Here is a 23,363-nt window from a genome sequence, read left to right on the forward strand (position 1 = left end):
TCAATGAGTATCAAGGCAATTAAGTTGACCCGTTACACTCGGCATTTTTGGTTTGAAGTTCGGTGCATTTTGTTAGTTTAGTGTGGGGCAACTTATTGCGTACGTGATGTTCCTTTAATGATATGTAAGCACTCTCGAACATTAAATAGGTTACAGAAGCATAGTTGAATCGGTTATGGAAGAATAGATGATGGAATTGAAAGTTTTAGTTGATAACAACACAATAATTGACCGATATTATTTAGGTGAGCCGGGTGTCTCGTATTTGATAACTGAAGGTGACACGAAGGTATTGTTTGATGTTGGTTATTCTGACGTGTTTATTCAGAATGCTAGAAAAATGAATGAATCCTTAATGGATGTTAACTATGTTGTTATCTCTCATGGCCATAATGACCATACAGGTGGTTTAGTTCCGCTTGTTAAGCTTTACTCTGAAGCAAGAGCTGAAGGTATAAATTGTCAAAGTCCAACAGTTGTAGCTCACCCAGAAGCATTCTCGTATAAAGAGTACTCTGGTGATGAAATAGGCTCAGTTCTCGATGGCAAAAAGATTGGTAAGTACTTTGATACTAGTTTAACAAATAAGCCCTTATGGATAACAGATAAGCTTGTATTTCTAGGTGAAATTGAAAGAACTAATGATTTTGAAAACCTAGATCCAATTGGTCGATGTGAACACGTTGATACAATATTTGATGATTATGTTAAGGATGACTCAGCACTCGTATACAAATCGCCCCAAGGTTTAGTCATTATTACAGGGTGTTCTCACGCTGGTATATGCAATATCATCGAGTATGCCAAAAAAGTCTGTGGTGATGACAGAGTTTTAGATGTAATTGGTGGATTTCATCTCCTTGAACCAAGTAAGGTTCAGTCAGAAGGCACACTCAATTATTTCAAAGAACAAGACATAAACAACATCCACCCATGCCATTGTACAAGCCTAGAGTACAAAATTAAGCTATCTAATTCAGCGAATGTTATGGACGTAGGTGTTGGTTTGTCACTTAATTATCAATAAGGTTAAGTCTATCAAATGAGTCCTGGAACATAACAAACGACTATGGCGTCAATAGCTAATTTCTGGCTATGTTTTCGTTCCACATGACGCCACCTCTAATCATCGAATTTAAGATCACAACCATCTTTCTTACACTCGCAATAATGGCGACTTTTTTCGGTTTTCCTGCATCTAAAAAGTCGCTGGTAAGTAGCTTTAAAAACAGGGTTACACTGCATCGCAGACATCATAGCCATGTAGAGCTCGGTGCGTACTTGTGCTCGTCCCCCCCCCTGAATGACTAGCTTACCTTTATAGCGTCCACTGCTTCAATGCCAGTTAGTTACAGGCTCTACTCAGGTAAGCAACTTTGTTGTTCGCATGGGTGCGCAACAATAGCAGGCGGTAAGTAGGCAAAGAATGAGAGTACTTTTGCTCGAGATATTGTTTTGTGGATCAGGGTGTTGCCATTGGCATCCTCACCGGGGATACTTAAGGAATATTTTGCAAAATCAATGCTATAGATATAAAGTGACATGACGGCCTCCGAACGTTTTCTTACTCAGACTCACCAAGTGTGGCAGAGTCTGGATGAGGGGAAGTCCATGTCATTCGTTATGTTTTATTGCTCACTTAATCTTATCAATAGGTTGAACATGTCTTTTTAATGTGTTTGAAAAATCAATTTTATCACTGAATAGATTTTGAAATAGATGAGGGTATATTAATTGAAATGTGAACTAGACCGCACAATTATAGTATTGAACTACCAGTAAAACTTCAAAAATGAAATGATTCATGCAAACTTATAAATATCAGTGCATGACATTATGAAAAAAATAATTGTTGTACTATCAGTCTTTCTTTTAATCATTGGTGGTTATACATGGTGGAGTTTTTGGGAGCCAAGTGAGTTTGAGGAAGGCTCAATAATATTTGAGCTAAAAATCCCTGGTGTTATAAAAGATTTTAATGCAATTGGTGCGAAATCCTCCCCGAAGTATAAATATCGTATTGCTGATGGTGTAAAGCCATCAATAATCACAATGTCATACTGCTCTAGCTCTTCCATTAGGAAGATATCTGCATATTTTGAGAATGTTGGGTTGAAATGTGAGAACAGTGTTGACTTTCATGGCACTAAATGTACGGGCATATATGAAGGTTATTATATGTTAGCGTTATTAAGTTCAGAAGATAACTGTGTTGATGTTTATGCAAGTTTTGAGGGGGAAGGAAAATGAGCAAACGGGAAGATATTTTAGATGGGCGGCTTCGGAAGAATTGGTCTAAAAATTATGGGCTTCTCTATACATGCCGTGCAGGTTGGGTAGATTTGGGGCACCTAAATCCATATAACTCTAGACCGGAAATAGGCGCTGGTAACTTATGGAAAAATATTAATAATGAAGGCGAGGCATATAATAAAGTTCAGTTCGAAATAAGTCGAATGGATCCTCGAGGTCGCTACATCGCAGAAAAGTTTGATGAGAAAGTAACGTATCACTTCCCTGATGGTAAAACAGGTTTTTTAGTTCGTTATCGTCAGGATCATGCTGGTTATTGGGGAAAGCCCGGCGTAGAAAGAAAATATATCGTAAAGCATGGTTTGACAAAAATTCAGAAGAGACAAGTAGCTTTATCAATATTTATGGAAGTATCTGTTTCATTTGAGTCTTTTCAGCGTTTTCTTTCCATTGTAACTGATAGTGGCTTCAGTCAAGAGGACTTAGTATCTAATTTAATTGGGTTTTATATTGGTGTCGGTGATATTACACAAGAAAAAGCAATAGAACTTTGTCATCCTGTATCAAAACAAGTTGCGTTGTCTGTCTGGGATAAAGAAGGTGCAGTTGGCAAAAATAAGAATAATAACTGGCGCCCCAAATACGCCAACTCAACGGTTCATATAAATAGCAATCAATGTGCAGATGAATGCTTAGTCTCTGGTACAACTTTTCCTGATGTTTTCACAAAGATAAAACCGGTTCGAAAAGGTTTTTTGTATGTTAATGCCTAGCTGTAAATAATGGGTCTCATTTACAGCTTATTCTTTACGGTATCTAAATAATTCGTCAAACTTAGTTTCAACTTTGAAGTACGACAAACATAACAAGGCCGTCAAAACGACCATCAACGCTCGGCATTCTAGGTCTGAATTAATTTTAGTGTTTACGGTGGTCATTTTAAAGTTGCCGCAATACGTTGCTGGCGTTTTACGGCAGGCGCTGGAGGATCCCCACAAAATTCACGCATGATAACTGTTTCTTGCCATCATAATTAGCTCTTGTTGTGCCCAACGTAATGTTGAGTTTGTGATGTGATATTCAAGTCGTCGAAAGACCTCTTTTCCGAGTCTGACAAAGGATAAAACTCGCCTCTTTTTTATCGTATTAGCTTGGAAGTGGCGGTGCCAACCGGCATGTTCAGCAGCAATACCAAACCACCAATAGACCATGAAGGCGAGAAGGCCGATCAGCAGCAGGATATCGAGACGCTTTGGGTCGTTGGTTCGACTTTGTCGCAGACCAAAGCCATATTGAGCCCGGAAAGTCTCTTCAATTTGCATACGTTTTTCATAGAGGCGGACGATACAGCGGGAAGAGAAGATATCGGTAGGGATGTTTGTTGCGAGTAACCAAGGTTCTTTCGCTGATTTTCTATGGACAGCTTGTGCTGTAAAGTGCTCTCTACCTCTGGGTCTGTCTTGGCGTTTTCTGGATGTTTGTTTTTTGAAGAGATGTAGGTGGCAGAGTAATGGTTTTCGTTTTGCCAGTTGGGTCAACCCTATGTACTTGGGTTTATTATTTGCCTTTTTAAACAGTTGCTTAATGTGATGCCATTGTTTGTTATAAAAGGCATTTACATCACCGCGAACGCGTCCAGCACCACCCCATAGCCTCTATCTGTCGAAACCAGGTGTTTCTGAAACCAGCATCTGTGATAATGATGGGGATGACATGCGAGGGTAAAACGGCTTTAAAGTTATCAAGAAATATCTGGTGACTGCGAGGAGAGTTGTATTGTTTAAAGGTAAAGGATTGCTCAAAAAGGGTAACGGAACGACCATCTACAGCAACGGATGCCCTGAGTACCATGAGGCGTTTATATTCCCGGATATCTGCCCAATCAACAAGGACAATCGGCTGTGGATTTACCGAGCATATTTGGTGGCAGTGCCAGCGGTAAATATCTAGCCTGTCTCGGTGTAGATGAGAGTTTCCCAATAAACGGTCAACCCTCTTTATACAGTGCTTGGCTTTTGCTTTAGAAGGTAGTGATCTACCCAGTAATGTAAGGGTCAGCGCATCGTTATTTAGTAGTGCTTTCACCGAATCCATCAGTGAGTTGAGTCGCTTTTTGTGAATGCTAGGGCATTGTTCTCTAAGGGAGTCGTGTAGTATTTGAATATCACGCATCTTGTTTTCTTCTTTTATTTTTGTGGTGAATTCATTAGATCAGAAGGCAGGATGCGTGTTTACTTATTGAACAACAAGGGAATTTTGTGGGGATTCCTAAGCGGCAGGCGTTAGCTTTACTCGCCAAAATGCCGTTCTCGGTGGCAATTTGGGCATAGGGCAATAGAATTTTCGACAGTATCTTCACCTCCATTTGATAGAAAAACCTTATGGTGGACTTCAAGGTATGGAGTGTTGTCTGATTTGCGTCTAAAAGGTGCTTTATTTAGACACTTTTGACAACGCCCATTTGCTTGCGCTAGAACTTCAGCAACAACGTCTGGGTTACGATTGTAAGTCCATGTGGTTGTTTTTACCCGTTTGGGCTTTTTGTTGGCAGTAAGGAGTCTCGCTTGTCTTGTGGTTGTTGAATCTGATAGTGCTTTTTCGACTTCTTGGTAGAAAGACTCTGTACTTTCTTGTTGTTCAATTATTAGAAAGTCATCGATGGCTGCAAGGAGAGCATCAATACCAAGATCTACCCATAAATTTTCGTGATTTGGCTTGGGAAATATTTCCGATTGAGTGTGCAGAGGTGAAGAATCAATTGCACTAAAAGCAATAGAGCTATTGGCTGTTTCATCTATTGGTCGCAAATAGAATACCTTGGTGCGAGTGTATAAACCTTTGGCTGAAAATCGAGCTAGTAGTCTTGGATGTTGAAAAGTTAGTTCATACTTAATTTTGCTTGCTCTTGGCTTCTGAGCCTGAATAAACTCAAACCCATAACTTTCAAGTTTGCTCACAAGAGCAATAAAGCGTGGTTCTGGTATGTTGCGTGCTTTCATTGAGCTGCTCCAAATTTCTGTACGCCATATTATAACCGTTAGTCATCGTATGTGATAGGATATAAAGCTAACAAACGACTATGACGTCAATAGCTAAAATAGCTAATTTCTGGCTATGTTTTCGTTCCACATGACGCCATCTCGAAGCATCGAATTTAAGATCACAACCATCTTCCTTACACACGCAATAATGGCGACTTTTTTCGGTTTCATTGCATCGCAGACATCATAGCCATGTAGAATACAGTGCGTACTTGTGATCGTCCCCCCCCGCTCAACAAGCCCTTTGCACCAGAGGCTGAGGCGATCGGTCTTGCCAATATTGGTAATAGCCGCCCGTGAACTACAGCAAAGGGATGAGATCGAAATGCTGGTGTACTTCCACTAAGCACTAATGACTGAGCAACGAAAAGCCGGGCATGACACTGTCCGGCTTTTTATTTCGAACAAAATCAATCCCCAGCCCTACTCCACCTCTTGAAAAGCCTAGCGATAACTCGCTAAATATGACCAGCATTGACCTGCTAGTAACGAGACCCCAAATACTCGCCCCGCAACACACACAGATAAAGCATTGATATTATTGCGAATTAACACTTACAATTGGTATTAACGAGGTCTCATTAATACCGAATACTCGCTTTGCTCAAGCAAATAACAGCTATTAAGCAACAATGATTTTATGCAACCTATTGACTTAACAGGATGCTGATAAGAAAATTGTGTGCAATTAAGTGTGTATTAGGCTGGGGAAAGCGAGCATGCTGTTTAATACACTGTTATCTTTTGCTCGAAGAATTTAGTCGGAAGTTGGTTAAATGGACAAGAAAGTTTAGATTTATAATTTTGTTTCAGTTTCATGTGTGATGATATTGGAGTGATAATGGACGGTGAATCAATTGTCACTAAATTAAGATTGTTATTTTAGGTTATAAATATGAAATCATGCTTTTTTTGATGTTGGTACTTTTTAGTAGTTTCTCTTTATCTGCTGAATTAATTACAAAGAATGTGCTTAATGGAAGAGTGTCTTTACTGATTCCACAACAATTTACTCAAATGCCGGATGATATTTTAGAAATTAAATACCCTAGTTCCCGGAGGCCGACAGAAGTATTAAGTGATGATAGTGGTAGTATTTCTCTAGCATTTAATCATACAAACACAGTTATGGAATCTTCCGATATTCCTGAATTTCATCATGCGATTTCTAAAATGTTCCATAACTTATATCCATCAGCTAAATGGTTTCGAGATGAAATTATTGAACGCAATGGCAGAATATTTATTGTATTGGAGCTTATTACCCCTGCAATGGATACAGAAATTCATAATATCATGTACGGAACATCCGTTGATGGTCGATTATTATTCATTGCCTTTAATACTACCATTGAGCAGTCAAAAAAGTGGCTTCCTATTGGTAGAAAAGTTATGGAATCACTAACAATAAAATAATAACCTTAAATTTGAATGGAGTTCTGTGCATTTGGTGTGTTTAGTGGGACACATAACTTATGTTAGGCGCTAAAAGATCCCATAAAACTCACGCATAATAACTACTCCTTGCCATCGTAATTAGCTCTTGTTGTGCCCAACGTAATGTCGAGTTTGTGATGTGATATTCAAGTCGTCGAAAAACGTCTTTTCCGAGTCTGACGAAGAATAGAACCAGCCTCGCGGACTCCGAACGTTTTCGTACTCAGACTCACCAAGTGTGGCAGAGTCTGGATGAGGGGGTGTCCATGTCATTCGTTAACTTGCGAATAAAATTTATCTAAAAAGGAAACAATTATGGAAAATATACAAGATAACTCGTATCGATTGGCTTCTCGATGGTCACGAATAGGAGCTTCGGTTGTAGATGGGTTAGTACTTGGTATTGTTCTGCTACCTTTGGCTTATTTTACTGGTGGCTTTGACGGACTATCTCAAACCCCTCCAGTAGAGCCATCTTTTGGGTATAAGATTGTAATGGCAGTCTTAGGCTTTGGCTTATATTGTGCGGTTAACTGGAAAATGCTGAAGCAATCTGGTCAAACAGTAGGAAAGAAGGTCTTAAACATTAGAGTCGTTAACATCGACGGAAGTCCAGCTAAGGTTCAAGACCTCATATTTAAGCGTTATGCATTTATGTTATTTCTTGTGTATATCCCTTTTATTGGGGGACTTTTGAACTTGGTTAATCTAGCAATGATTTTTGGTAAGCAAAGAAGAGCACTGCATGACCGAGTTGCCAAAATGCGAGTAATCTCAAATTAACAATTAACACATATAAGCCATCGGGGTATCAAGGGGGGAGATCTACCCCCTATCCCCTTGGCTGCGTAGCTGCCAATATAATCGAACAACAAAGTTCTCTACTTCGCTCTGATGATAAACCCTCCCTAAGGGCTGACGAGATATTTGCAAACGTTGCAAGAACCTTCGAGCTTGATATTGTTTTTAAGATCAATGCATTGCATACAGGATATTCACCGTGGATACTAAAACTATTCTTGGCAAAATCAATGCTATAGATAGAAAGTAACATGATAGCCGCTGAACGTATTTTTACTCAAACTCGCCAAGAGTGGCTGAGTCTAGATAAGGGAATTTCATGTCATTCATTAAGTTCATGGAGGATAAATGGGACTAATACTCGGGCCAGTAATTATTTTTTGGATGGTATCTTTCTTTTACTCTTGGCGTATGGGATATATTATTTTTATAGATAAACCATTCTTTCCCTATATAGTATCAGTGATCCTCATCGCAATCATCGTGGCTTTAATATATGTTTTTATCGGTTTGTTTACGTTTAAAGATCACCGAGAGCTTGCAATGTTTGAAATACCCTGGGTTTTTCTTTTAAATAAACATTCATTCCTTATATTTGTTTCATCTATGTTAATTTACTTTTTTGGAGGAAATATCTTTAATGGCGATATACCAAAAACCATAATTTTTATTCTTGCATTTTCGATCTCTTTGGGAAGCTTAGTTGGATGTTTTAGTGCTAGTGCATTTATGCAAAAATACAATATATCTGAGACGCATTAATAAACTTAACACACATTGAGGGTCTCCTACAGTGGTCTCACTGCTGCCTGCGACTAGGCCTAACTTGGCGTCCCCTTGGCCATACATCGTAGCAAGCACGATTCAAATAGAATGGCTATATCAGCGTTAATTAGTTTCAGGCTCAGGTGTAAGCACTTTATTGTTCGCGTTGGTGCGCAACAATGGGGATGCCATGATCTTAACTATATGGCCGAGCTTGGTTAATTCTCGCGCCCAGTAATGGGAACTGCCGCAGGCTTCCATTCCGATAATGGCAGACGCAAGTTGACAAAGAATGTAAGTACTTTTGCTCGAGATATTGTTTTGTGGATCAGGGTGTTGCCATTGGCATCCTCACCGTGGATAGTGAAGAAATGTTTGGCTAAATCAATGCCATAGATAGAAGGTGACATGGTGGCCACCGAACGTTTTCTTACTCAGACTCACCAAGTGTGGCAGAGTCTTGATGAGGGGGAGCCCATGTCATTCGTTATGTGTCACCCACTAAATCATAGGATTAGATAATTCCATGGAAGAGATTGAAGAGGATATCAAAATTAGAACCTCCAAAGAGGTTGCAGAGCGGGTCCTTGGATTAATTGCCTCAGTAGGAAAGGTACACTTTCCAGAAGAAAATATTAAATGGATCAAAAATAATAATATTGAACAATATTTATCTACCTTAGAATCTGAATTCATTAACACACCAAGACCAGACCACCAAGATCTAGTCAACTTCTCTTGGAGAGTGGAGGCACTTGTTTCTTTACTCTGGTGCTTGAAAGGCTTGGATGAAATGCCCGCTTTTGATGAACAGTTTGATATTTGGGAAAATGAGCTAGTTATTAAAGCTGTTAGCAATACAAACGAATTTCTCAACTGTGCAGAATTAAGAGACAGCGAAGCCATAGACAATATGGAGTCTTTTTTGTACCACCAACATTGGCGTGTTAGAGATCGAGATCTTGGTTTTAACAACGACCGACCAGGTGAAGACGATCCCGATATAAACGAGCTTGATTCTGGTATTGTTTACGAGCGTCGTTACGGCATGAGTTGGGTGTCAGGCTTCGGCGAATCATGGGATGACGTACCAACAGACACATAACAAACGACTATGGCGTCAATAGCTAAATTTTAGCCATGTTTACCTACTCGCGATTAGCGTGGCTGATCATGAGGGCTTCGGTAATGGTGAACTGATAGATATCACAAGCACAAACTGATACGGCTGTTATATCTAAGGTAGCAATGACAAACCAAAATTCGATATTAGGCGGTTTTATCATAGTAAAGGTAAACCCAGATAGTTCTGGATTGAAACATTATGTCAGTGTTTCTGCTGATATATGCCCACAGTTTCCAGGCGTAGCCGGATTCTGGTGGAATGACTATACAAATCGTAAACAAGAAGATTATTTAATCAATACTGGTATACCCATAGCACGTTACACAGAGATTAAAGAGTGGGCTCAATGCGCTTTTGAGATCAAATTCGGCTGGGTCAGCATATTCTATGCGCTTAGCGACGCAAAAGAAGCAAAACGTCGATTTTTTAGAAATGACCCGTCTATTCGAATCATTGCCATCGGTTTTTCAGCCCAAGATTCTATTGACCTTCTCGATGGTTGGACTCCAGATAGTAACAAACCCATTATTGGAGAGCGAGCATTACTAAAGATGCTATTTTTGGGCAACAATATTCCGGAAAAATGGCCAACGTTAGGGTATGAGGTAGTCGAATGCTCATCAGGGATGCTTGGGGAGTCCTGGATGATACAAGATGGCCTTATCGAAAAATGCGCCATTGCAACCGGCCAAGTAATACCTGAAACAGGATTGTGTGAAACGTTTGAATCTGCGGAACTATGTAGAAAATACATAGAAAAAAGTGGTATAGCCGATGAGGAAGGGCCATGGTTTTCAATACAATTGGTAGATTGCACATAGGACCATGAATAGATTATATAGCAGAAAAAACAGCTTCAAACGACAACAGCGAATCGACATTTAAGGATTAAATGTGCAACAAAGTACCCATTATGTCATTTCCAATAATTTTTAGGAATATACATGTTTCGAACATTAATACTTTACAGCATAATTTTCATTAGCTGTCCTAGCTTCAGTTCATTTGAGATAAATGGCACATATAAGCAATATATAGAAGATGGTATTTATTCAACATTAACTGTTGAAAAAAATGACCAAAATAGTGTATTCATATCACTTGATTGCCAATATGGCCCACCAAATTTCAACTCTGGAATCGTAGTAAAAACGCTTTTAGCGTTAAATGACAATGCTGTTCGTTATAATAAAGTATATATTGATAATGAACCTTGCATAATTGATATAAAATTTTCTGAAAACAAAGCGGTTGTTTCTCAAACTGCTGGACATGGCGCAGTCTGTGGTTTTGGTATGAAAGTAATATGTGACGGGGTCTTTACAAAAAATCCACCATTAAAAACGAACATCTCACTCCATAGTAACAATAATCGATGATTCATTGGATTTATTGTTGACTTGATAAAACGTTAATAAGAAAATTAAATAAAAGTAATAATATACTATACGTAGAATATGAATAAATTAATTAATCACTTAAGAACGTTGTCTACTAGTGAGCTCGATGAAATATTAGATAAGAGAGACTCTGATATTTTTGATTGCGCTTGGTGCTCGGCAGATGCCGCAATACCTGAACCTGCAACGAGATTCAATACGAATAATATATTTATAACGTTATCAGAAGCTACTAATAGCCATGAGATTTGTTCTTACATTTCGGATGATCTTGAGTTAATTCATAAAGCCAAGGTTGCTTCTTATAAATCAGAATTTATTGATTATTTAGAAAAGAGTTACGAAGAAGGAGCTATTCCATGCGAATGGAAAACTAACCTTTAGCCAAAAACCAAACTCATAAAGTGAGGTAAAGCCTGGATTATATACCTAGCAAAATGCTTTCTTCGAAGAAATCTATCTCATTAATTTCAAGAGCCAGATTCTTTTGCAAATTTCACAGAAATACCAAATAAGTATGAAAAAGTAATATCTAGTAGTATAAAACAGACTATTACCTATAGTTTTAATATCTAAAAATGACTGTCACTTAGAGCTTACACTAACAAGAGTATTATCTCTGCTTGAGAGGCTATATATTCATAATCAAGAGTATGAACACAAAACTAATACCAATAGAAAATATATTCCCTGAAATTATGGTTGGTACACCAACTCCAATGATTTTTACTGATGAACATGTCGTTAAGTTGGCTTAGATCGATACTGAAGATGATGTGGCATTAGTTACCTTTGATCATTACTTCGAATTTCGTATGGGTATCCGGCAGAAAATGCTATATCTAAAAGCCCTCTTGGGGAGAACCAAATTATATTCACAATCTATCCACTTCCCATGAACGTAGATTTGACTGTATTAAAAGTGGTTACGGGATAAAAACATGCGTTAATTACCCTAAAACAAGCATTAATAGATGAAGTATGCAACAATAGCTAAAACAGTGTTGGACGATAAGGAGTAAAAATGACCAATGTGCCTATTATAAAGGATGATGAAAATCAACATCCAATTCCCAGTGCTTGGCGACCTATATTCTCAAAAGTTATAAATTCTTTTGTTAATGGTACCTATATGCCTTCTTTAGGATTTGAAAATGTTAAGCCGATTACCAAAGAGACCGCAGAATATATAAAAGAAAATATAGATGCCTATGGAGAAACATTAATTCCTCTACCCGATGAAGCATGGGAATCTTCAGTTTGTATGTGGATGGGAAATCATTGGGATGTACTTATCGATCTTTGGACGGCTGACGCAGGCGCGAGTGATCTAGTTCTTGGGGCAAAAGTTTTAGAGACAGATGGCGGTCATATCATTGAAATTATTATGGTTTATGTACCTTAAAAAATACATTCACCATGCCAATACGAGTGTGATATTAACTTGGCCAGTATAGATGCTCCTATTTATACAGTACTAGGCGAAAAAATTGCAAACTCTGCACGAATCTTAGATCTTGATATTATTTTTTGGTTCACCATCTTGCCTATATAATATTGGCCGTGGATACTTATGTTCAGCACAATCAATATCATTGATTATAAGATAAAGAGGAATTATGACTAAAATCTATTTCATCTGTGGATTTATTGGTTCAGGTAAAACGACCTATTCCAAAGCTCTTGCAGAAAAACATGGAGCCTTTAGATTTTCCATTGATGAATGGATGATCCCTCTCTATGGCGAACATATGGAACGCGAGGTCTTTGATAACCGACTGGCTACTCTTCAAGGCTTATTCAAAGAGTCTGCAATACAACTGTTTTCTTTAGGTGTTCCAGTTATTTTTGACTTTGGTTTCTGGAGTAAAGCTGACCGGGATGCTTTTACTGATTGGGCATCAAATGAAGGTGTTAGCTGTGAAGTTCATTATCTAGATGTCCCTTTTGACACTTGTAAGCAGAGAGCATTTTCTCGTAACTCAAAACGGAATGGTAAGTCTTACGAAATGACACCGGAAATGCTCGAATTATTCTGGTCTTGGTTTGAGATTCCAACCGCAAGTGAAAATATCGAGTGGGTTAAGTCAATACCTATCTGAAGTATTGAGCAAGCCTCCTCTCCTCTTACTATGTTAAGACTGTGAATTGTTAATAAAATAACTGCTATTATCATCATGATGATATCGATCTACTTAAGCTGAAAACCCTACTACCTCAGATTTTTCTACAATCCGGAAATTAGCAAAAAAAATAAACACCTTTAATCATGATATTATTGGTGCATCAAACTGTTGCCTTTGGTATCCTCGCCATTGATAATGAAGTGTTATATCAAAGAAAATCGATATCGCAGATAAAGAGTGACTTTGATAACTTATCAAGATTTTCCAAATGTAGCAAAATCTAGATATGAGCAAATCCTTGTCATTCATCATGCATTCAATAATATTGAGGATTTATGAAAAAAATAATTATAGCCGCATGTCTTTCATCGCTTTGGGGATGTGCAGATTCACATAATTTAAATATTGCTGAATCAAATGTATCAACAAAAATTAATTCAACAAATTCTATCTATATTGCACTATCAAAAGATGGATCATATGGTAATCATTATTATACTGGTTCAGGTAATATGTTAAGCAAAACCATTCAATCAAGTCTGCTTAAAAGACTAAATAACGTTGAAATTGCAAAACAACCAGAGTTATTTAATGATGCTTTAATTTCTGCGAAACAAGGTGGCTATGATTATTTATTCTATCCAACAATAATGCATTGGGAAGATCGTGCAACAGAATGGTCAGCAAAACCGGACAAGGTGACAGTAAAAATTTCAGTTATTGATGTTGATACTCAGGCAGAGATTAAATCAGCTATTGTTGATGGAAAAAGTGGTCTAGCTACCTTTGGTGGTGATCATCCACAGGATCTTCTTCCTATTCCAGTTGAAAAATTCACAACAGCACTATTTAATTAATTCATTGAATAAAAAATAATACATAACAGATAAGGATAGGTGCTCAACACCTATCCCCACAACTAACTCTGAATGTTCCCGCTTGCTTTTATTCTTCCCAGTATAGGGCGGAATACCCAAATCTAAACAGAAGGAAAAAACAAGGTAACTTTTACACCGTTATCTTGGTTAGCTATCTCAAGTTGCCCTCTATGCAACTTGACAACCTGCTCAACGAAATTTAGTCCTAACCCCGTGCTCTTCATTCCATTTTCACGGGCCAATGAATAAAAACGCTCCGTTAACCGCGACATAGCATAATCGGGGATCTGCGGGCCGGTATTACTCACAGACAGTGTCACCCCCTGTTTGGAACGTGTTGCCTGCCATTCAATGACACCACCTTGGTAGACAAAATCCAACGCGTTATCCATCAAATTAAACAGGGCCTGCTTTAACAGAAAACTGTCACCGAGCACCATAGCGCCTTCATCAACCGCCACGTTGCAGATAATTGCCTTAGCACTTAGCCGTGCATCGGATGCCTGCACCACCTCATCCACCGCATCATTAAGGGAGATCGGTACCAAGGTTTCAAGCTGCGGCCGTTTTTCTAGTCGGGCCAATTCCAATAGCTTGTCGATCAAAGACTGCATACGATCGCTCTCGCGCTCGATATTATTGGCGAAACGGGCAATTTTCTCTTGTGGCAGTGGCATCTGCAATATTTCGCTCGCCCCCTTGATTGCCGAAAGCGGGCTTTTTAGCTCATGGGTCAAGGTTTGCACGTATTCCTCGACATACTGCTTGCCATCGAGCTGGTTGCGCATGTTTTCCAACGCGTCACTCAGGGTGTCGTACTCATAAAAAATACGGAATGTCGGCTTGGCCACTTTTTCACCCTGCCCCATTTTCAGCGCGTAATTTTCAAGCTTATTCAAGGCACTGTGCGTACGCCACGCAAACAATGCACCGGCAACCAGAATGATGACACTCATCCAAACTAGCCAAAACAGAACATTACGCTTTGAAAGATCGATAAAAGGCTGGATAGAACGGTTAGATTTTGCCACCGTCACACTGCCGATAATTTCACCATTATGATAAATCGGCGCGGCAACATGCATAACAGACGACAACGGATCATTTGGATCTTCAGCCGTGCTGCGAGCACCATACTGACCTCGCAGCGTCAGGTAGACATCATTCCACTGCGAATAGTCCTTGCCCACGTCTTTCTGCCATGAATCGGCAATCACTATGCCGTTTTTATCGGTAATATAAATCCGGTGGTTGATTGTATTTTTACCCACATCCCAAATTTTGGCCTGCGGCTCACGATTGCCATAAGCGGTTAACAAGACGGCAAAACGGCTTTCAGCAATGCGCCCGCTGGCTACATCTTCCTCAGCCAGTACTGCCAGCAGGTTCGCCATATCCACCAGCGTTTCTTCCGTTGTTTGGCGGACTGTCGGTTTCAGTTCATGGATCACCGTTTTTCTTACCATGTAGGCTGTTATTACCACCAAGATGAAACAGAGGAAAAACAGTCGTAACCCTAGCGGGATCCTCGGCCAGCGCGTCATCACTCACCCTTTACACTGTAAAAGTAACCAAAACCACGCTTGGTACAAATGCGGTCAGAAAGCCCAAAAGGCTTGAGCTTGTTGCGGATAGCCTTGATGTGAGAATCAATATTACGCTCATAAACCGCTTCAGGGGCCATGTCGGCGGCAATCATCAACTGTTCACGGCTGAGTATATTGGCCGAAACGGACACCAGCCGATCCAGTATTTTATATTCGACGGCGGTAAGACCTAACATCTGCTCATTTACGCAATAATCAAACTGCTGCGCCACCAGCACATCTGCCTGAACGCTATCAGGCCGTGGCTGAGGTTTCTCAGCAGATACAACCGCGCGTGATTTAATCCGTAGCTTGATCCGCGCCAGCATTTCTCTCGGACTGAAGGGTTTTGTCACATAATCATCGGCCCCGATTTCCAAACCGACAACCCGGTCGATTTCATCATTTCTCGCAGTGAGAAAGATAATCGGCACATCGGAGAACTCACGAATAGTCTTACACAGCTCAAAGCCATTGCCATCCGGCAAGCCGACATCCAGCACCAACAAAGCAATATCGTTCGCCCTCAGATATGCCAATCCCTCACCTGCCGTGGCAAACCATGCCGGGTGATAGCCGTCCATTTCCAATACGTGGATCAGGTTCTCGGCAATAGCCTGTTCATCTTCAATGATGACAACCGTTGATTTTTCACTCACTAATGCGCCCCGCAAAACGAATTCTATTATTAGTAAAACAAGCAGTTATCTGCACTGTTATTCTGTGAGGCCAAGACTAGCGGATTACCCGACGCTTAGCAAAGGCGTCTGCAGCGCTTTCAACCCAGTTATCGACATACCCTTCAAATAAAAAAGACCAGACACCAGCCCCCTATCATAGACCACACTGTAATAGGTGAATGTATAGAAACGGTATGCCATGCAAATCGACCTCGCCTCCTTGATATTCCAACTCTGCGCTATCATTATCAGCGCGGCGCTTCTTGGCACCTTGTTCCTGTATGCGCGGCAACCGATCATCCTTGCCTACTTTGCCGCTGGTATCCTGATTGGCCCCCAAGGGCTCAACCTCATTACCGATGCCGACAATATTACCCAAATCGGCCACCTCGGCGTGATCCTGCTGCTCTTCCTGATCGGACTCAATCTCCAGCCCAAGAAGTTAATCCTGCTCTTTCAGGAAAGCGCCCTGATCACCCTCGGGACTTGTGGATTTTTCTTTGCTATCACCCTCGCCGTATGCTTGATTATCCAGCTGTCATTGACAGACTCGCTCGTCGTTGCTGCGGCCATGATGTTCTCAAGCACGGTAATTGGCCTTAAGCTTATTCCGACAACTACCTTGCACCACAAACATATGGGGGAGGTAATGACCAGTATTTTACTGGTGCAGGATATCCTGGCTATCTGTGTCATCATTTTTCTGAACATGGGCGATGGTAATGCCATGTGGCTGAGTTTTGTTTGGATGCTCGGCAAATTTGCCCTGATCACCACCTTAGCTTTCGTCGGGGTCCGGTACATTATCCTGCCGTTGTTCCAACGTTTTGATGTGATTCAGGAGTACAGTTTTGTCACCACCTTGGCGTGGTGCCTGCTATGGGCAGAGCTTGGACATCAAGTGGGGTTGTCTTATGAGAGCGGGGCATTTATTGCGGGAATTTCTATTGCTGTCAGCAAGGTCTCTCAAGCCATCGCGGTTCATCTCAAACCGTTGCGGGAGTTTTTCCTTATCCTGTTCTTTTTCGCCATCGGTGCCAAGATGGATATCTACCACAGTAACTTCTATACCTTATTGGGCATTGGGTATGGCATTGGATTAGTCGCAATCAAATTCTGGGGATTTACAACGGCATTCAAGCAGGCCCATGAAAAAGGGCCGTTGACCAATGAACTCAGCGCCCGCCTCAGCCAAGCCAGCGAGTTTTCTTTTTTAGTGGCCTATGCGGCGATACAAGCCGAAATCTTATCGTCAAACGCAGCGACCTTTATTCAGATCACCACCATGACAACCTTTATCATTTCAACCTATTGGGTGGTCAAACGCTTTCCCACCCCAATTTCAGCAGACAAAAAACTACGGCAGGATTAGAACCTCTCATCCTACGTCTCTATTACTGGTACGTTACCGCTAAGACACCATCGGACACCACCAGCTCAGCCACTTGTGAACCAGAATATTGTGTTTTGTGCATACCGTTCAGCAAATCTTGCACATTCGTAATGCCGGCTTGCTGGGCACGTCGGTAGCTATTGTTATCAACCATCATATAACGGCGTGATACACGGTAATCGTAACGGTTAGCCAATGCAAAAAGCTGGCTATCGAGGGTCTGGGCATCAAGCGACTGCAAGCCCGCCAGAACATCCAATCTCTCATCAGCAACCTCCAGCGAGACAAACACAAACCCTTGGCGGCGAAGAGAGGCTAGTACCGAGGTGTAAGTCGATACGGAAAGTGGATACTCCACCACCAGCCGAGATGCCTTGTTCCCGTCAAAATACACCCGACTCTGGCCATCCCGGATCCCGAGAGGCAGATCCTGATCGAAACAGTACACTTGGGTGCGCTCGCCTATCGATGGCGATGGCTGCCCGTCCCCCGCCAGCAATAGCGAACACTCATAGCCATCTGCCACCGTGGCAACCTGTTCGGGACTGTCCCCCGCCCAGATTCCGGCCGCCAATTCCCCTGCCATTGATACTGGCGCAAAAAAATAGCCAGCCCCTATCCAAAAGGCTGTTTTCAATACTGTCATGTTCCGCTGCATTGGGCGTAATCCGTTCCCTAACTTTGCCGACTGGCCGCTACTCTATCCCTATCCCCCTACAAGCTCAAGAGACTATCTCCGCTATGACTAGACAGATAAAAAAAACTGCAACCCCCATAAAGAAGATTGCAGTACTACGGTCAGCATTAACGTAGAAAAGAAAGCAGTGTTCATACCCAGCGACGCCTAGATGTTCTGCTCGACACCTTTAGGTCACTGGGGAGTATCTATTACATCGACCACACGTAGAATATTTGTGATTTCATACGGATGATAATGCCGCGTATAACGTCGAGGAACTGCAAGAACGCGATAGGTTTTTCGGCACTGATCCAAGCCAAACCGACCGAGCCTACCGGGATGTCGTACTCTCCGGATTCAAGCAGCTTCAGTCTCACGAAATGATGCTTGTTCATCGCATTCTGGCCCGTTGTCTGGCGCACATTATCGTCTCGGCCAATCAAGTTCCCCTGACTTTCACCGGTCGCTTCGATAATGCCCTCCACCTCAGCGCTGAAAATCTTGCCCGGGTAAACCGCCGAGGTAAATTCAGCGCGCTGGCCGACTTTGACATTGCGTATCGCCTGGTGGTTAACCCGCATCAATACGTACTTCTCATCGGTGTACATCTGGATGCGAGGCACAACCCCGACATACTGGCCTTCTCGCATGATATAGTTGGTCAAATAGCCATCAGCTGGCGCATGAACTTGGGTATTGTCCAAATTCCATTGCGCCTGAGCGACATTCTCTTGCTCCTTGGCAACATCAACCTCACCGCTGCTAACCTGCAACTGGGCTTTTTCGTAATCCAACTTCGCTCGATTCGCGACTACTCGTGCTTTGTCGATTTGCGACTGCAACGTCACCACGTTGGCCTTTGCGACTTCTACCGCCGTTCGCTGCTCATCGATCTGAGTTTCGGTAATGGTATGCTTAACCGCTTTGTTCTGTTGCAGGTAACGCTGCAAGGTTGTCTGCTTCCATTGCAAATCTTCTTGCTCGGCGACCAGCTTGTTTTTACTGATCTCGATATCTTTCTGCGCCGCCTGATAGTTCTCGTGCCCGATCCGCACATCTTCCTTGGCTATCGACAACGCCACCTCGGCGGCCTGATGCGCCGCCTTGGCTTTATTGAGCGCAATACGATAAGGTTCGTCGTCCAAGGTATATATCAGCTCCCCTTTGGTGACACGCTGATTAGGGCGAACAAAAATCTCATCCACCTGACCTTTGATCTGGGTCGACCCCGGACGCAACTGAATATGCGGTGCCTGTACCACCGACCCACCGGACATATCCATCGGGGCAAAGGTAATCAAACCAATCCACACGAACACCAACCAACCGGCTCCGCCCAGATAGGCAAACGACTTGGTAAATTTATTCCACGGCATGCCAACCATGCGCAGCAAATAGATAAACAATGACCATACAGCCAAACCCTCAAGCATTCTCCGCCTCCTCTTCACGCTTCACCGCATAATCAGCGGCCGTATGGCGATGCTTCATGGTCGCGGCATCAGGTTGCTCTTCTTCTGATTCGTCGCCATGCCAGATATCACGGATGCGACGAAGCGCCTGTTCACCATCGACGAAGGCGATAATCACAGCAAGCACCCATACCCAATGCCAGATAAATCCAATCCAAGTCAGGGCTGTTATCAACCCCAACTGGTGATGCTCTTTCTTGTGGGCTTTCTGGATAGGTAACTCATGGATACGCCAGAAACCATAAATTGCGGCCCCCACCGAACCGACTAGAATAATGGCAGCGACAACATGGAGCGCTGTATCTACCCCGCTATCAACAAAAGGCATGCTGACGAGACTCATAATGTTCTCCGAATATTAAGCAATGTTATGAATATAATACGTTGTTTTTATGAGGCTTATTGTCTGTGGAAATGTGATGGACGTACTTATCGTGGATTGTTTTGCTCAAAAAACTACAAATATTGATGTAATCTATCCATCGAATCATTTCTATCTGTAAGCACTTGTTATGCCGGCTCCCCAACCCATATTTGACGCAGCATTTACCCGCACCTTGTTTTTGAAGCCCTTCCTTCAGGCAGTCAACAAACAACTCGGGGTCGATTACACCCAATTAGGGATCCCGGCATCCCTCGCGGCCGAGCCGATGGCCCTTGTGCCCTACCACGATGTCAACCGCTGGCTTGAGCAGATCGAAACCGAGCTGGGCGATCCCAGCTATGTGGCCAAAATCGCACCGTGGCTCAAGCTCGACAACATGGACAGGCTCGGTAACTGGTTCCTCTCTACCCCTGAGCTGGCGCTGTCGTTCCGCCGTATTAACTACGGCACTTCATGCCTACAATCGGGAGCGACATTTCACGGGGAACTATCCGGCAGACTGATAAAGTGGTGTTACGACAACCATTTTTCGAGCGGAAGAGGCCGACTTCATGACAGCTTGCGGATCGCCATCATGCTGACCAACACAGTGCGTTACTTTATGGGCGAAAACTATTCACCGCTGAAAGTGGAAATTAGTGGACCCCGCTGTGACGCGGTGGCTTTTGAGGAGTATTTCGGTTGCCCTATTCGCTGGAATGCACCAAAAACCAAAGTCTGGATCGATATTTCTATTCTGGAACACGGAAATACCCAACCATTCCAGTTCAACCGTCCCATTATGCTCTCCAACCTCGATATGGACGAGTTTCTCAACATGCCACAGCCCCACGATGCCGCCAAGGTCATGTACGAGATGATCAACTATTCACGCTACTACGGTTATCCCTCTCTGGATTTCGTCGCGGGGAAATTTCAGCTCTCCAAGCAGCAGCTACAACGGCGGTTACACCAGTTTGGCTGGAGCTTCACCTCAATTACCAGCTATGTGCTCTGTAACCAGGCCATTAAATATATGCAAACAGGCATGCCCGTCAAAGAGATCGCCCAATCCCTTGGCTACCGCAATGTACAGAGTTTTAGCAAGGCGTTCCAACGCCAGCGAGGACAGACACCGCACCAGTATCAGGAAACCCTGCTGGAGCGGTGTCGTTTTTAATGATGGGATTCAATGACTAGGCGCGGCGAACACAGTTGAGGCGAAAGCGCTGGTCGGGGGTTATATGGTGCCGCATCTCAAACACAGCGTGGTTTGCATCAACAAATTTAGGGGAGAAAAAGATCCGGTACCCCATCAAGTCTCGACGCGCATCGGCATTGAAAGGATCTATCTTGTACAAGTCAGCCCGCAGCTCACGACTGAGCTTGGTGGGCTTAAGTACGTACTCATCACCATTATGGAAATACTGGTAATCGACGTTAAGCAGAAACTCAAGCGCCACGCTATTGTTCTCGCTCTGCCTAAACCACTCCTGGGACGCAATCGTTCCACCAGCATCAAAACGATAGGTTGTCCATTCCACCAAATCGCTCTCTTGGGCCTGTTCGCGGCTACACTGCCAAGTCCCCCCTTCGAGGGTATTGGCTTGTGCATTTACGGCCCCTAGCAATCCTGCGCATATTACGCCGACTGCCCGAATGAAATTCAGCCCCATCCGTGATTCCTAATGTTCTGTATTTACAGACAGTTATAGCACTTAATCATACACAACAAAAGATAAATGACACCTAGGAATAGCTTAGGCTACCCAGAAAAAACAGGATTCGGGCTGTTCAAGCACCCTTAATGGAATCAGCGTCTAACAAAAAAGGGAGGTTACCCTCCCTTCACTGACAACCCCGTGTAAATCAGAATCGGTAATCGACGGACAACACAACCTGCTGAGAATAATCCAACCGGGTATTGTTCTCCTCGTAATCTTGGTCAAGATAACGATAAGTGACATCCGTTGACCACTTGTCGTTAAATTTATACATCGCACCTACCTGACCGCCCCAGACAAAATCTGTCGAGCTTTCATTACGGACTTTGTTATCTGCCACACCCGCTGAAACACCGGCGAACAAATTCACTTTCTGGTGCACCGGCACAAGATAATCATAAGAGGCCAAGAACATATTTTGCGATGACTTATCCATATAACTATAGGTACCCATCACGCGGTGATGATCATTCAAAATCGCACCGCCACGTAACTGATAAGTCGCATCTTCGCCATTAGGGGCATCAGTACCTTTCAGTTTGTCGTTTTGGTAACCCACACCGCCACCAACAAACCATTGCGTATCTGCAGCAAATGCTGGGGAAGATGCCATAACTGCCAAGGCTAAAGTCGAAATTGCTGTGATCTTTTTCATGTCTAACTCCTTTCCCCCTGCTCAACGGCCTACCATTAAGCCAATTCCTAACAGGGAGCACTCTGTGTTTTGTACCGTGTTGGAATTACGATACACCCAGAACCTTAATCAGAACTTAAAATAAAAAACATTGTTTTAAATCTTAACTCAACCTGAATATACCAATATAAAGAATTGTAAATTCAAGATTTAATTCATCTAAACCGCGCGGTACGATGAATAACAAGATATGCAAGAACATCCGATGGTCGCACTGGCACAGCATTCATGCCTACGGCAACCTTCATGATCCTTGGTAAAGCGGGGGGAGAAACAAAGGGCCTGATGGCCCTTTGTTTTGAAGATAATTATCGCCACGCGATATGGATATCAGAACTTATAATCGACTGACCACACCACCTGCTGGGTATAATCAACCTTTGTCATTCCTTCATTGTAGTTCTGATCCAAGTAACGGTATGTCAAATCTGTCGACCAATTGTTACCAATGTTGTATTGAGCACCCACTTGACCACCCCAGACAAAGTCTGTCGAGCTGTTGGCCGCAAAATCCGTTTCAAATTTGTTATAGGCCATTCCCGCACTCACACCGGCAAACAAATTGATATTTTGGTGTACTGGCAGAAGATAGTCATAAGAAGCCAAGAACATTTGCTGCTTCTGCTTGGTATCCAAACCGAGAAGGGCATGCTCAAACTTGTCCTCAAAATAGCTATAACTACCGGTAATACGGTGATGATCGTCAATAATCACACCACCGCGCAACTGATAGGAGACATCTTCATTGGTCTTCTTGTGCTCATTAAGGATCGTCTGCTCTACCCTGTCATTCTGGTATCCAATACCACCACCGACAAACCACTGGCTGGAATTGGCAAAAGCTGGGGCTGCGGAAAGAGATGCAATGATAAGAGTTGAGGCTACCGCGTACTTTTTCATAAATTCATCCTTAGTCAATGATTATCAATCATCAGGCAAATCGT

Annotated in this window: 26 protein-coding genes and 4 pseudogenes; 15 read left to right on the top strand and 15 right to left on the bottom strand. The window is 42.4% G+C overall.

Annotation, left to right across the window (positions count from 1 at the left end; genetic code table 11):
- Positions 1-187 precede the first annotated feature (187 nt).
- A complete protein-coding gene (locus tag ABT56_RS10945; protein ID WP_240478294.1) occupies positions 188-1,027 on the top strand; it encodes an MBL fold metallo-hydrolase in 840 nt (279 codons plus the stop codon).
- Positions 1,028-1,082: 55 nt separating this feature from the next.
- Here ABT56_RS10945 and ABT56_RS23560 read toward each other — a convergent pair.
- Positions 1,083-1,332: pseudogene (locus ABT56_RS23560) on the bottom strand (transposase); the annotation flags it as partial.
- Positions 1,333-1,358: 26 nt separating this feature from the next.
- Positions 1,359-1,544, bottom strand: coding sequence for a hypothetical protein (locus ABT56_RS23905; RefSeq protein ID WP_157037819.1), 186 nt, complete (start codon positions 1,542-1,544; stop codon positions 1,359-1,361).
- 292 nt (positions 1,545-1,836) lie between these two features.
- On the opposite strand from ABT56_RS23905, the gene ABT56_RS10950 reads away from it, so the two are divergent.
- Together ABT56_RS10950 and ABT56_RS23250 are read left to right on the top strand one after the other, a co-directional pair.
- Complete coding sequence (locus ABT56_RS10950; RefSeq protein WP_047878922.1) at positions 1,837-2,250, top strand: hypothetical protein; 414 nt, start codon at positions 1,837-1,839, stop codon at positions 2,248-2,250.
- Positions 2,247-3,026 (top strand): hypothetical protein, encoded by a 780-nt coding sequence (locus ABT56_RS23250; RefSeq protein ID WP_053062446.1) that lies wholly within the window; start codon positions 2,247-2,249, stop codon positions 3,024-3,026. The genes ABT56_RS10950 and ABT56_RS23250 overlap by 4 nt, the downstream gene beginning before the upstream one ends.
- A gap of 228 nt (positions 3,027-3,254) precedes the next feature.
- Here the strand turns inward: ABT56_RS23250 and ABT56_RS10960 are convergent.
- The 3 genes and pseudogenes from ABT56_RS10960 to ABT56_RS23565 form a co-directional block, all read right to left on the bottom strand.
- Positions 3,255-4,425: pseudogene (locus ABT56_RS10960) on the bottom strand (IS4 family transposase).
- A gap of 116 nt (positions 4,426-4,541) precedes the next feature.
- Entirely contained in the window at positions 4,542-5,252 is a 711-nt protein-coding gene (locus ABT56_RS23255; protein WP_053062447.1) for an HNH endonuclease, read from the bottom strand.
- Positions 5,253-5,354: 102 nt separating this feature from the next.
- Positions 5,355-5,521: pseudogene (locus tag ABT56_RS23565) on the bottom strand (IS110 family transposase); the annotation flags it as partial.
- 676 nt (positions 5,522-6,197) lie between these two features.
- Here ABT56_RS23565 and ABT56_RS10970 point away from each other — a divergent pair.
- The gene (locus tag ABT56_RS10970) at positions 6,198-6,710 is read left to right on the top strand and encodes a hypothetical protein (protein ID WP_047878923.1); all 513 of its coding nucleotides are present in this window, start codon (positions 6,198-6,200) and stop codon (positions 6,708-6,710) included.
- Between the two features lie 88 nt (positions 6,711-6,798).
- Here the strand turns inward: ABT56_RS10970 and ABT56_RS24490 are convergent.
- Positions 6,799-6,930 (bottom strand): annotated as a pseudogene (locus ABT56_RS24490) (IS4 family transposase); the annotation flags it as partial.
- Between the two features lie 116 nt (positions 6,931-7,046).
- Here ABT56_RS24490 and ABT56_RS10975 point away from each other — a divergent pair.
- Positions 7,047-7,514, top strand: a complete 468-nt coding sequence (locus ABT56_RS10975; RefSeq protein WP_047878924.1) for an RDD family protein — start codon at positions 7,047-7,049, stop codon at positions 7,512-7,514.
- A gap of 366 nt (positions 7,515-7,880) precedes the next feature.
- Positions 7,881-8,294, top strand: a complete 414-nt coding sequence (locus tag ABT56_RS10980) for a hypothetical protein (RefSeq protein WP_047878925.1) — start codon at positions 7,881-7,883, stop codon at positions 8,292-8,294.
- Between the two features lie 221 nt (positions 8,295-8,515).
- Here ABT56_RS10980 and ABT56_RS10985 read toward each other — a convergent pair whose 3' ends face one another.
- Positions 8,516-8,707, bottom strand: a complete 192-nt coding sequence (locus ABT56_RS10985; RefSeq protein ID WP_157037820.1) for a hypothetical protein — start codon at positions 8,705-8,707, stop codon at positions 8,516-8,518.
- 116 nt (positions 8,708-8,823) lie between these two features.
- Between ABT56_RS10985 and ABT56_RS10990 the strand changes: the two genes are divergently transcribed.
- From ABT56_RS10990 to ABT56_RS11020, 7 genes are all read left to right on the top strand, one after another.
- Positions 8,824-9,402, top strand: coding sequence for a DUF4272 domain-containing protein (locus ABT56_RS10990; protein WP_047878926.1), 579 nt, complete (start codon positions 8,824-8,826; stop codon positions 9,400-9,402).
- Positions 9,403-9,545: 143 nt separating this feature from the next.
- On the top strand, positions 9,546-10,244 hold the full coding sequence (locus ABT56_RS10995; RefSeq protein WP_047878927.1) for a hypothetical protein: 699 nt from the start codon (positions 9,546-9,548) through the stop codon (positions 10,242-10,244).
- A 123-nt stretch (positions 10,245-10,367) separates the two neighbouring features.
- Positions 10,368-10,802: a hypothetical protein gene (locus tag ABT56_RS11000; protein WP_047878928.1), complete on the top strand. Its 435-nt coding sequence runs from the start codon at positions 10,368-10,370 to the stop codon at positions 10,800-10,802.
- Between the two features lie 78 nt (positions 10,803-10,880).
- Positions 10,881-11,207, top strand: a complete 327-nt coding sequence (locus ABT56_RS11005) for a hypothetical protein (protein WP_047878929.1) — start codon at positions 10,881-10,883, stop codon at positions 11,205-11,207.
- 640 nt (positions 11,208-11,847) lie between these two features.
- Positions 11,848-12,228, top strand: coding sequence for a DUF7668 domain-containing protein (locus tag ABT56_RS11010; protein WP_047878930.1), 381 nt, complete (start codon positions 11,848-11,850; stop codon positions 12,226-12,228).
- 214 nt (positions 12,229-12,442) lie between these two features.
- The gene (locus ABT56_RS11015) at positions 12,443-12,925 is read left to right on the top strand and encodes a P-loop nucleotide/nucleoside kinase family protein (RefSeq protein ID WP_047878931.1); all 483 of its coding nucleotides are present in this window, start codon (positions 12,443-12,445) and stop codon (positions 12,923-12,925) included.
- Positions 12,926-13,284: 359 nt separating this feature from the next.
- Positions 13,285-13,806, top strand: coding sequence for a DUF4823 domain-containing protein (locus tag ABT56_RS11020; protein ID WP_047878932.1), 522 nt, complete (start codon positions 13,285-13,287; stop codon positions 13,804-13,806).
- A 122-nt stretch (positions 13,807-13,928) separates the two neighbouring features.
- Here the strand turns inward: ABT56_RS11020 and creC are convergent, their stop codons facing one another.
- On the bottom strand, positions 13,929-15,371 hold the full coding sequence (gene creC / locus ABT56_RS11025) for a two-component system sensor histidine kinase CreC (protein ID WP_047878933.1): 1,443 nt from the start codon (positions 15,369-15,371) through the stop codon (positions 13,929-13,931).
- Entirely contained in the window at positions 15,371-16,072 is a 702-nt protein-coding gene (locus tag ABT56_RS11030; protein WP_047878934.1) for a response regulator, read from the bottom strand. The genes creC and ABT56_RS11030 overlap by 1 nt, the downstream gene beginning before the upstream one ends.
- Before the next feature lie 220 nt (positions 16,073-16,292).
- Here ABT56_RS11030 and ABT56_RS11035 point away from each other — a divergent pair, with 220 nt between their 5' ends.
- Positions 16,293-17,465, top strand: a complete 1,173-nt coding sequence (locus ABT56_RS11035) for a cation:proton antiporter (RefSeq protein ID WP_047878935.1) — start codon at positions 16,293-16,295, stop codon at positions 17,463-17,465.
- 22 nt (positions 17,466-17,487) lie between these two features.
- Here ABT56_RS11035 and ABT56_RS23260 read toward each other — a convergent pair whose 3' ends face one another.
- The 3 genes from ABT56_RS23260 to ABT56_RS11050 all read right to left on the bottom strand — a co-directional run bounded on the left by ABT56_RS23260 (position 17,488) and on the right by ABT56_RS11050 (position 19,980).
- Positions 17,488-18,132 (bottom strand): hypothetical protein, encoded by a 645-nt coding sequence (locus ABT56_RS23260; RefSeq protein WP_157037821.1) that lies wholly within the window; start codon positions 18,130-18,132, stop codon positions 17,488-17,490.
- A 242-nt stretch (positions 18,133-18,374) separates the two neighbouring features.
- The gene (locus tag ABT56_RS11045; protein ID WP_047878936.1) at positions 18,375-19,598 is read right to left on the bottom strand and encodes an HlyD family secretion protein; all 1,224 of its coding nucleotides are present in this window, start codon (positions 19,596-19,598) and stop codon (positions 18,375-18,377) included.
- Positions 19,591-19,980, bottom strand: a complete 390-nt coding sequence (locus ABT56_RS11050) for an MFS transporter (protein WP_047878937.1) — start codon at positions 19,978-19,980, stop codon at positions 19,591-19,593. The genes ABT56_RS11045 and ABT56_RS11050 overlap by 8 nt, the downstream gene beginning before the upstream one ends.
- Before the next feature lie 169 nt (positions 19,981-20,149).
- Here ABT56_RS11050 and ABT56_RS11055 point away from each other — a divergent pair, with 169 nt between their 5' ends.
- On the top strand, positions 20,150-21,181 hold the full coding sequence (locus ABT56_RS11055; protein ID WP_047878938.1) for an AraC family transcriptional regulator: 1,032 nt from the start codon (positions 20,150-20,152) through the stop codon (positions 21,179-21,181).
- A gap of 16 nt (positions 21,182-21,197) precedes the next feature.
- Here ABT56_RS11055 and ABT56_RS11060 read toward each other — a convergent pair whose 3' ends face one another.
- From ABT56_RS11060 to ABT56_RS11070, 3 genes are all read right to left on the bottom strand, one after another.
- Positions 21,198-21,677 (bottom strand): hypothetical protein, encoded by a 480-nt coding sequence (locus tag ABT56_RS11060; protein WP_047878939.1) that lies wholly within the window; start codon positions 21,675-21,677, stop codon positions 21,198-21,200.
- 193 nt (positions 21,678-21,870) lie between these two features.
- Positions 21,871-22,380: a porin family protein gene (locus ABT56_RS11065; RefSeq protein ID WP_047878940.1), complete on the bottom strand. Its 510-nt coding sequence runs from the start codon at positions 22,378-22,380 to the stop codon at positions 21,871-21,873.
- A 369-nt stretch (positions 22,381-22,749) separates the two neighbouring features.
- A complete protein-coding gene (locus ABT56_RS11070) occupies positions 22,750-23,319 on the bottom strand; it encodes a porin family protein (protein WP_047878941.1) in 570 nt (189 codons plus the stop codon).
- Positions 23,320-23,363: the final 44 nt, after the last annotated feature.

Source organism: Photobacterium aquae, from assembly GCF_001029445.1.
Lineage (GTDB): Bacteria > Pseudomonadota > Gammaproteobacteria > Enterobacterales > Vibrionaceae > Photobacterium > Photobacterium aquae.

What these genes read in the sequence shown, in the direction of transcription:
- ABT56_RS10945 (WP_240478294.1), top strand. Translation starts at nt 188, where the DNA reads ATGATGGAATTGAAAGTTTTAGTTGATAACAACACAATAATTGACCGA.
- ABT56_RS23905 (WP_157037819.1), bottom strand. Translation starts at nt 1,544, where the DNA reads ATGTCACTTTATATCTATAGCATTGATTTTGCAAAATATTCCTTAAGT.
- ABT56_RS10950 (WP_047878922.1), top strand. Translation starts at nt 1,837, where the DNA reads ATGAAAAAAATAATTGTTGTACTATCAGTCTTTCTTTTAATCATTGGT.
- ABT56_RS23250 (WP_053062446.1), top strand. Translation starts at nt 2,247, where the DNA reads ATGAGCAAACGGGAAGATATTTTAGATGGGCGGCTTCGGAAGAATTGG.
- ABT56_RS23255 (WP_053062447.1), bottom strand. Translation starts at nt 5,252, where the DNA reads ATGAAAGCACGCAACATACCAGAACCACGCTTTATTGCTCTTGTGAGC.
- ABT56_RS10970 (WP_047878923.1), top strand. Translation starts at nt 6,198, where the DNA reads ATGCTTTTTTTGATGTTGGTACTTTTTAGTAGTTTCTCTTTATCTGCT.
- ABT56_RS10975 (WP_047878924.1), top strand. Translation starts at nt 7,047, where the DNA reads ATGGAAAATATACAAGATAACTCGTATCGATTGGCTTCTCGATGGTCA.
- ABT56_RS10980 (WP_047878925.1), top strand. Translation starts at nt 7,881, where the DNA reads ATGGGACTAATACTCGGGCCAGTAATTATTTTTTGGATGGTATCTTTC.
- ABT56_RS10985 (WP_157037820.1), bottom strand. Translation starts at nt 8,707, where the DNA reads ATGTCACCTTCTATCTATGGCATTGATTTAGCCAAACATTTCTTCACT.
- ABT56_RS10990 (WP_047878926.1), top strand. Translation starts at nt 8,824, where the DNA reads ATGGAAGAGATTGAAGAGGATATCAAAATTAGAACCTCCAAAGAGGTT.
- ABT56_RS10995 (WP_047878927.1), top strand. Translation starts at nt 9,546, where the DNA reads ATGACAAACCAAAATTCGATATTAGGCGGTTTTATCATAGTAAAGGTA.
- ABT56_RS11000 (WP_047878928.1), top strand. Translation starts at nt 10,368, where the DNA reads ATGTTTCGAACATTAATACTTTACAGCATAATTTTCATTAGCTGTCCT.
- ABT56_RS11005 (WP_047878929.1), top strand. Translation starts at nt 10,881, where the DNA reads ATGAATAAATTAATTAATCACTTAAGAACGTTGTCTACTAGTGAGCTC.
- ABT56_RS11010 (WP_047878930.1), top strand. Translation starts at nt 11,848, where the DNA reads ATGACCAATGTGCCTATTATAAAGGATGATGAAAATCAACATCCAATT.
- ABT56_RS11015 (WP_047878931.1), top strand. Translation starts at nt 12,443, where the DNA reads ATGACTAAAATCTATTTCATCTGTGGATTTATTGGTTCAGGTAAAACG.
- ABT56_RS11020 (WP_047878932.1), top strand. Translation starts at nt 13,285, where the DNA reads ATGAAAAAAATAATTATAGCCGCATGTCTTTCATCGCTTTGGGGATGT.
- creC (WP_047878933.1), bottom strand. Translation starts at nt 15,371, where the DNA reads ATGACGCGCTGGCCGAGGATCCCGCTAGGGTTACGACTGTTTTTCCTC.
- ABT56_RS11035 (WP_047878935.1), top strand. Translation starts at nt 16,293, where the DNA reads ATGCAAATCGACCTCGCCTCCTTGATATTCCAACTCTGCGCTATCATT.
- ABT56_RS23260 (WP_157037821.1), bottom strand. Translation starts at nt 18,132, where the DNA reads ATGACAGTATTGAAAACAGCCTTTTGGATAGGGGCTGGCTATTTTTTT.
- ABT56_RS11045 (WP_047878936.1), bottom strand. Translation starts at nt 19,598, where the DNA reads ATGCTTGAGGGTTTGGCTGTATGGTCATTGTTTATCTATTTGCTGCGC.
- ABT56_RS11050 (WP_047878937.1), bottom strand. Translation starts at nt 19,980, where the DNA reads ATGAGTCTCGTCAGCATGCCTTTTGTTGATAGCGGGGTAGATACAGCG.
- ABT56_RS11055 (WP_047878938.1), top strand. Translation starts at nt 20,150, where the DNA reads ATGCCGGCTCCCCAACCCATATTTGACGCAGCATTTACCCGCACCTTG.
- ABT56_RS11060 (WP_047878939.1), bottom strand. Translation starts at nt 21,677, where the DNA reads ATGGGGCTGAATTTCATTCGGGCAGTCGGCGTAATATGCGCAGGATTG.
- ABT56_RS11065 (WP_047878940.1), bottom strand. Translation starts at nt 22,380, where the DNA reads ATGAAAAAGATCACAGCAATTTCGACTTTAGCCTTGGCAGTTATGGCA.
- ABT56_RS11070 (WP_047878941.1), bottom strand. Translation starts at nt 23,319, where the DNA reads ATGAAAAAGTACGCGGTAGCCTCAACTCTTATCATTGCATCTCTTTCC.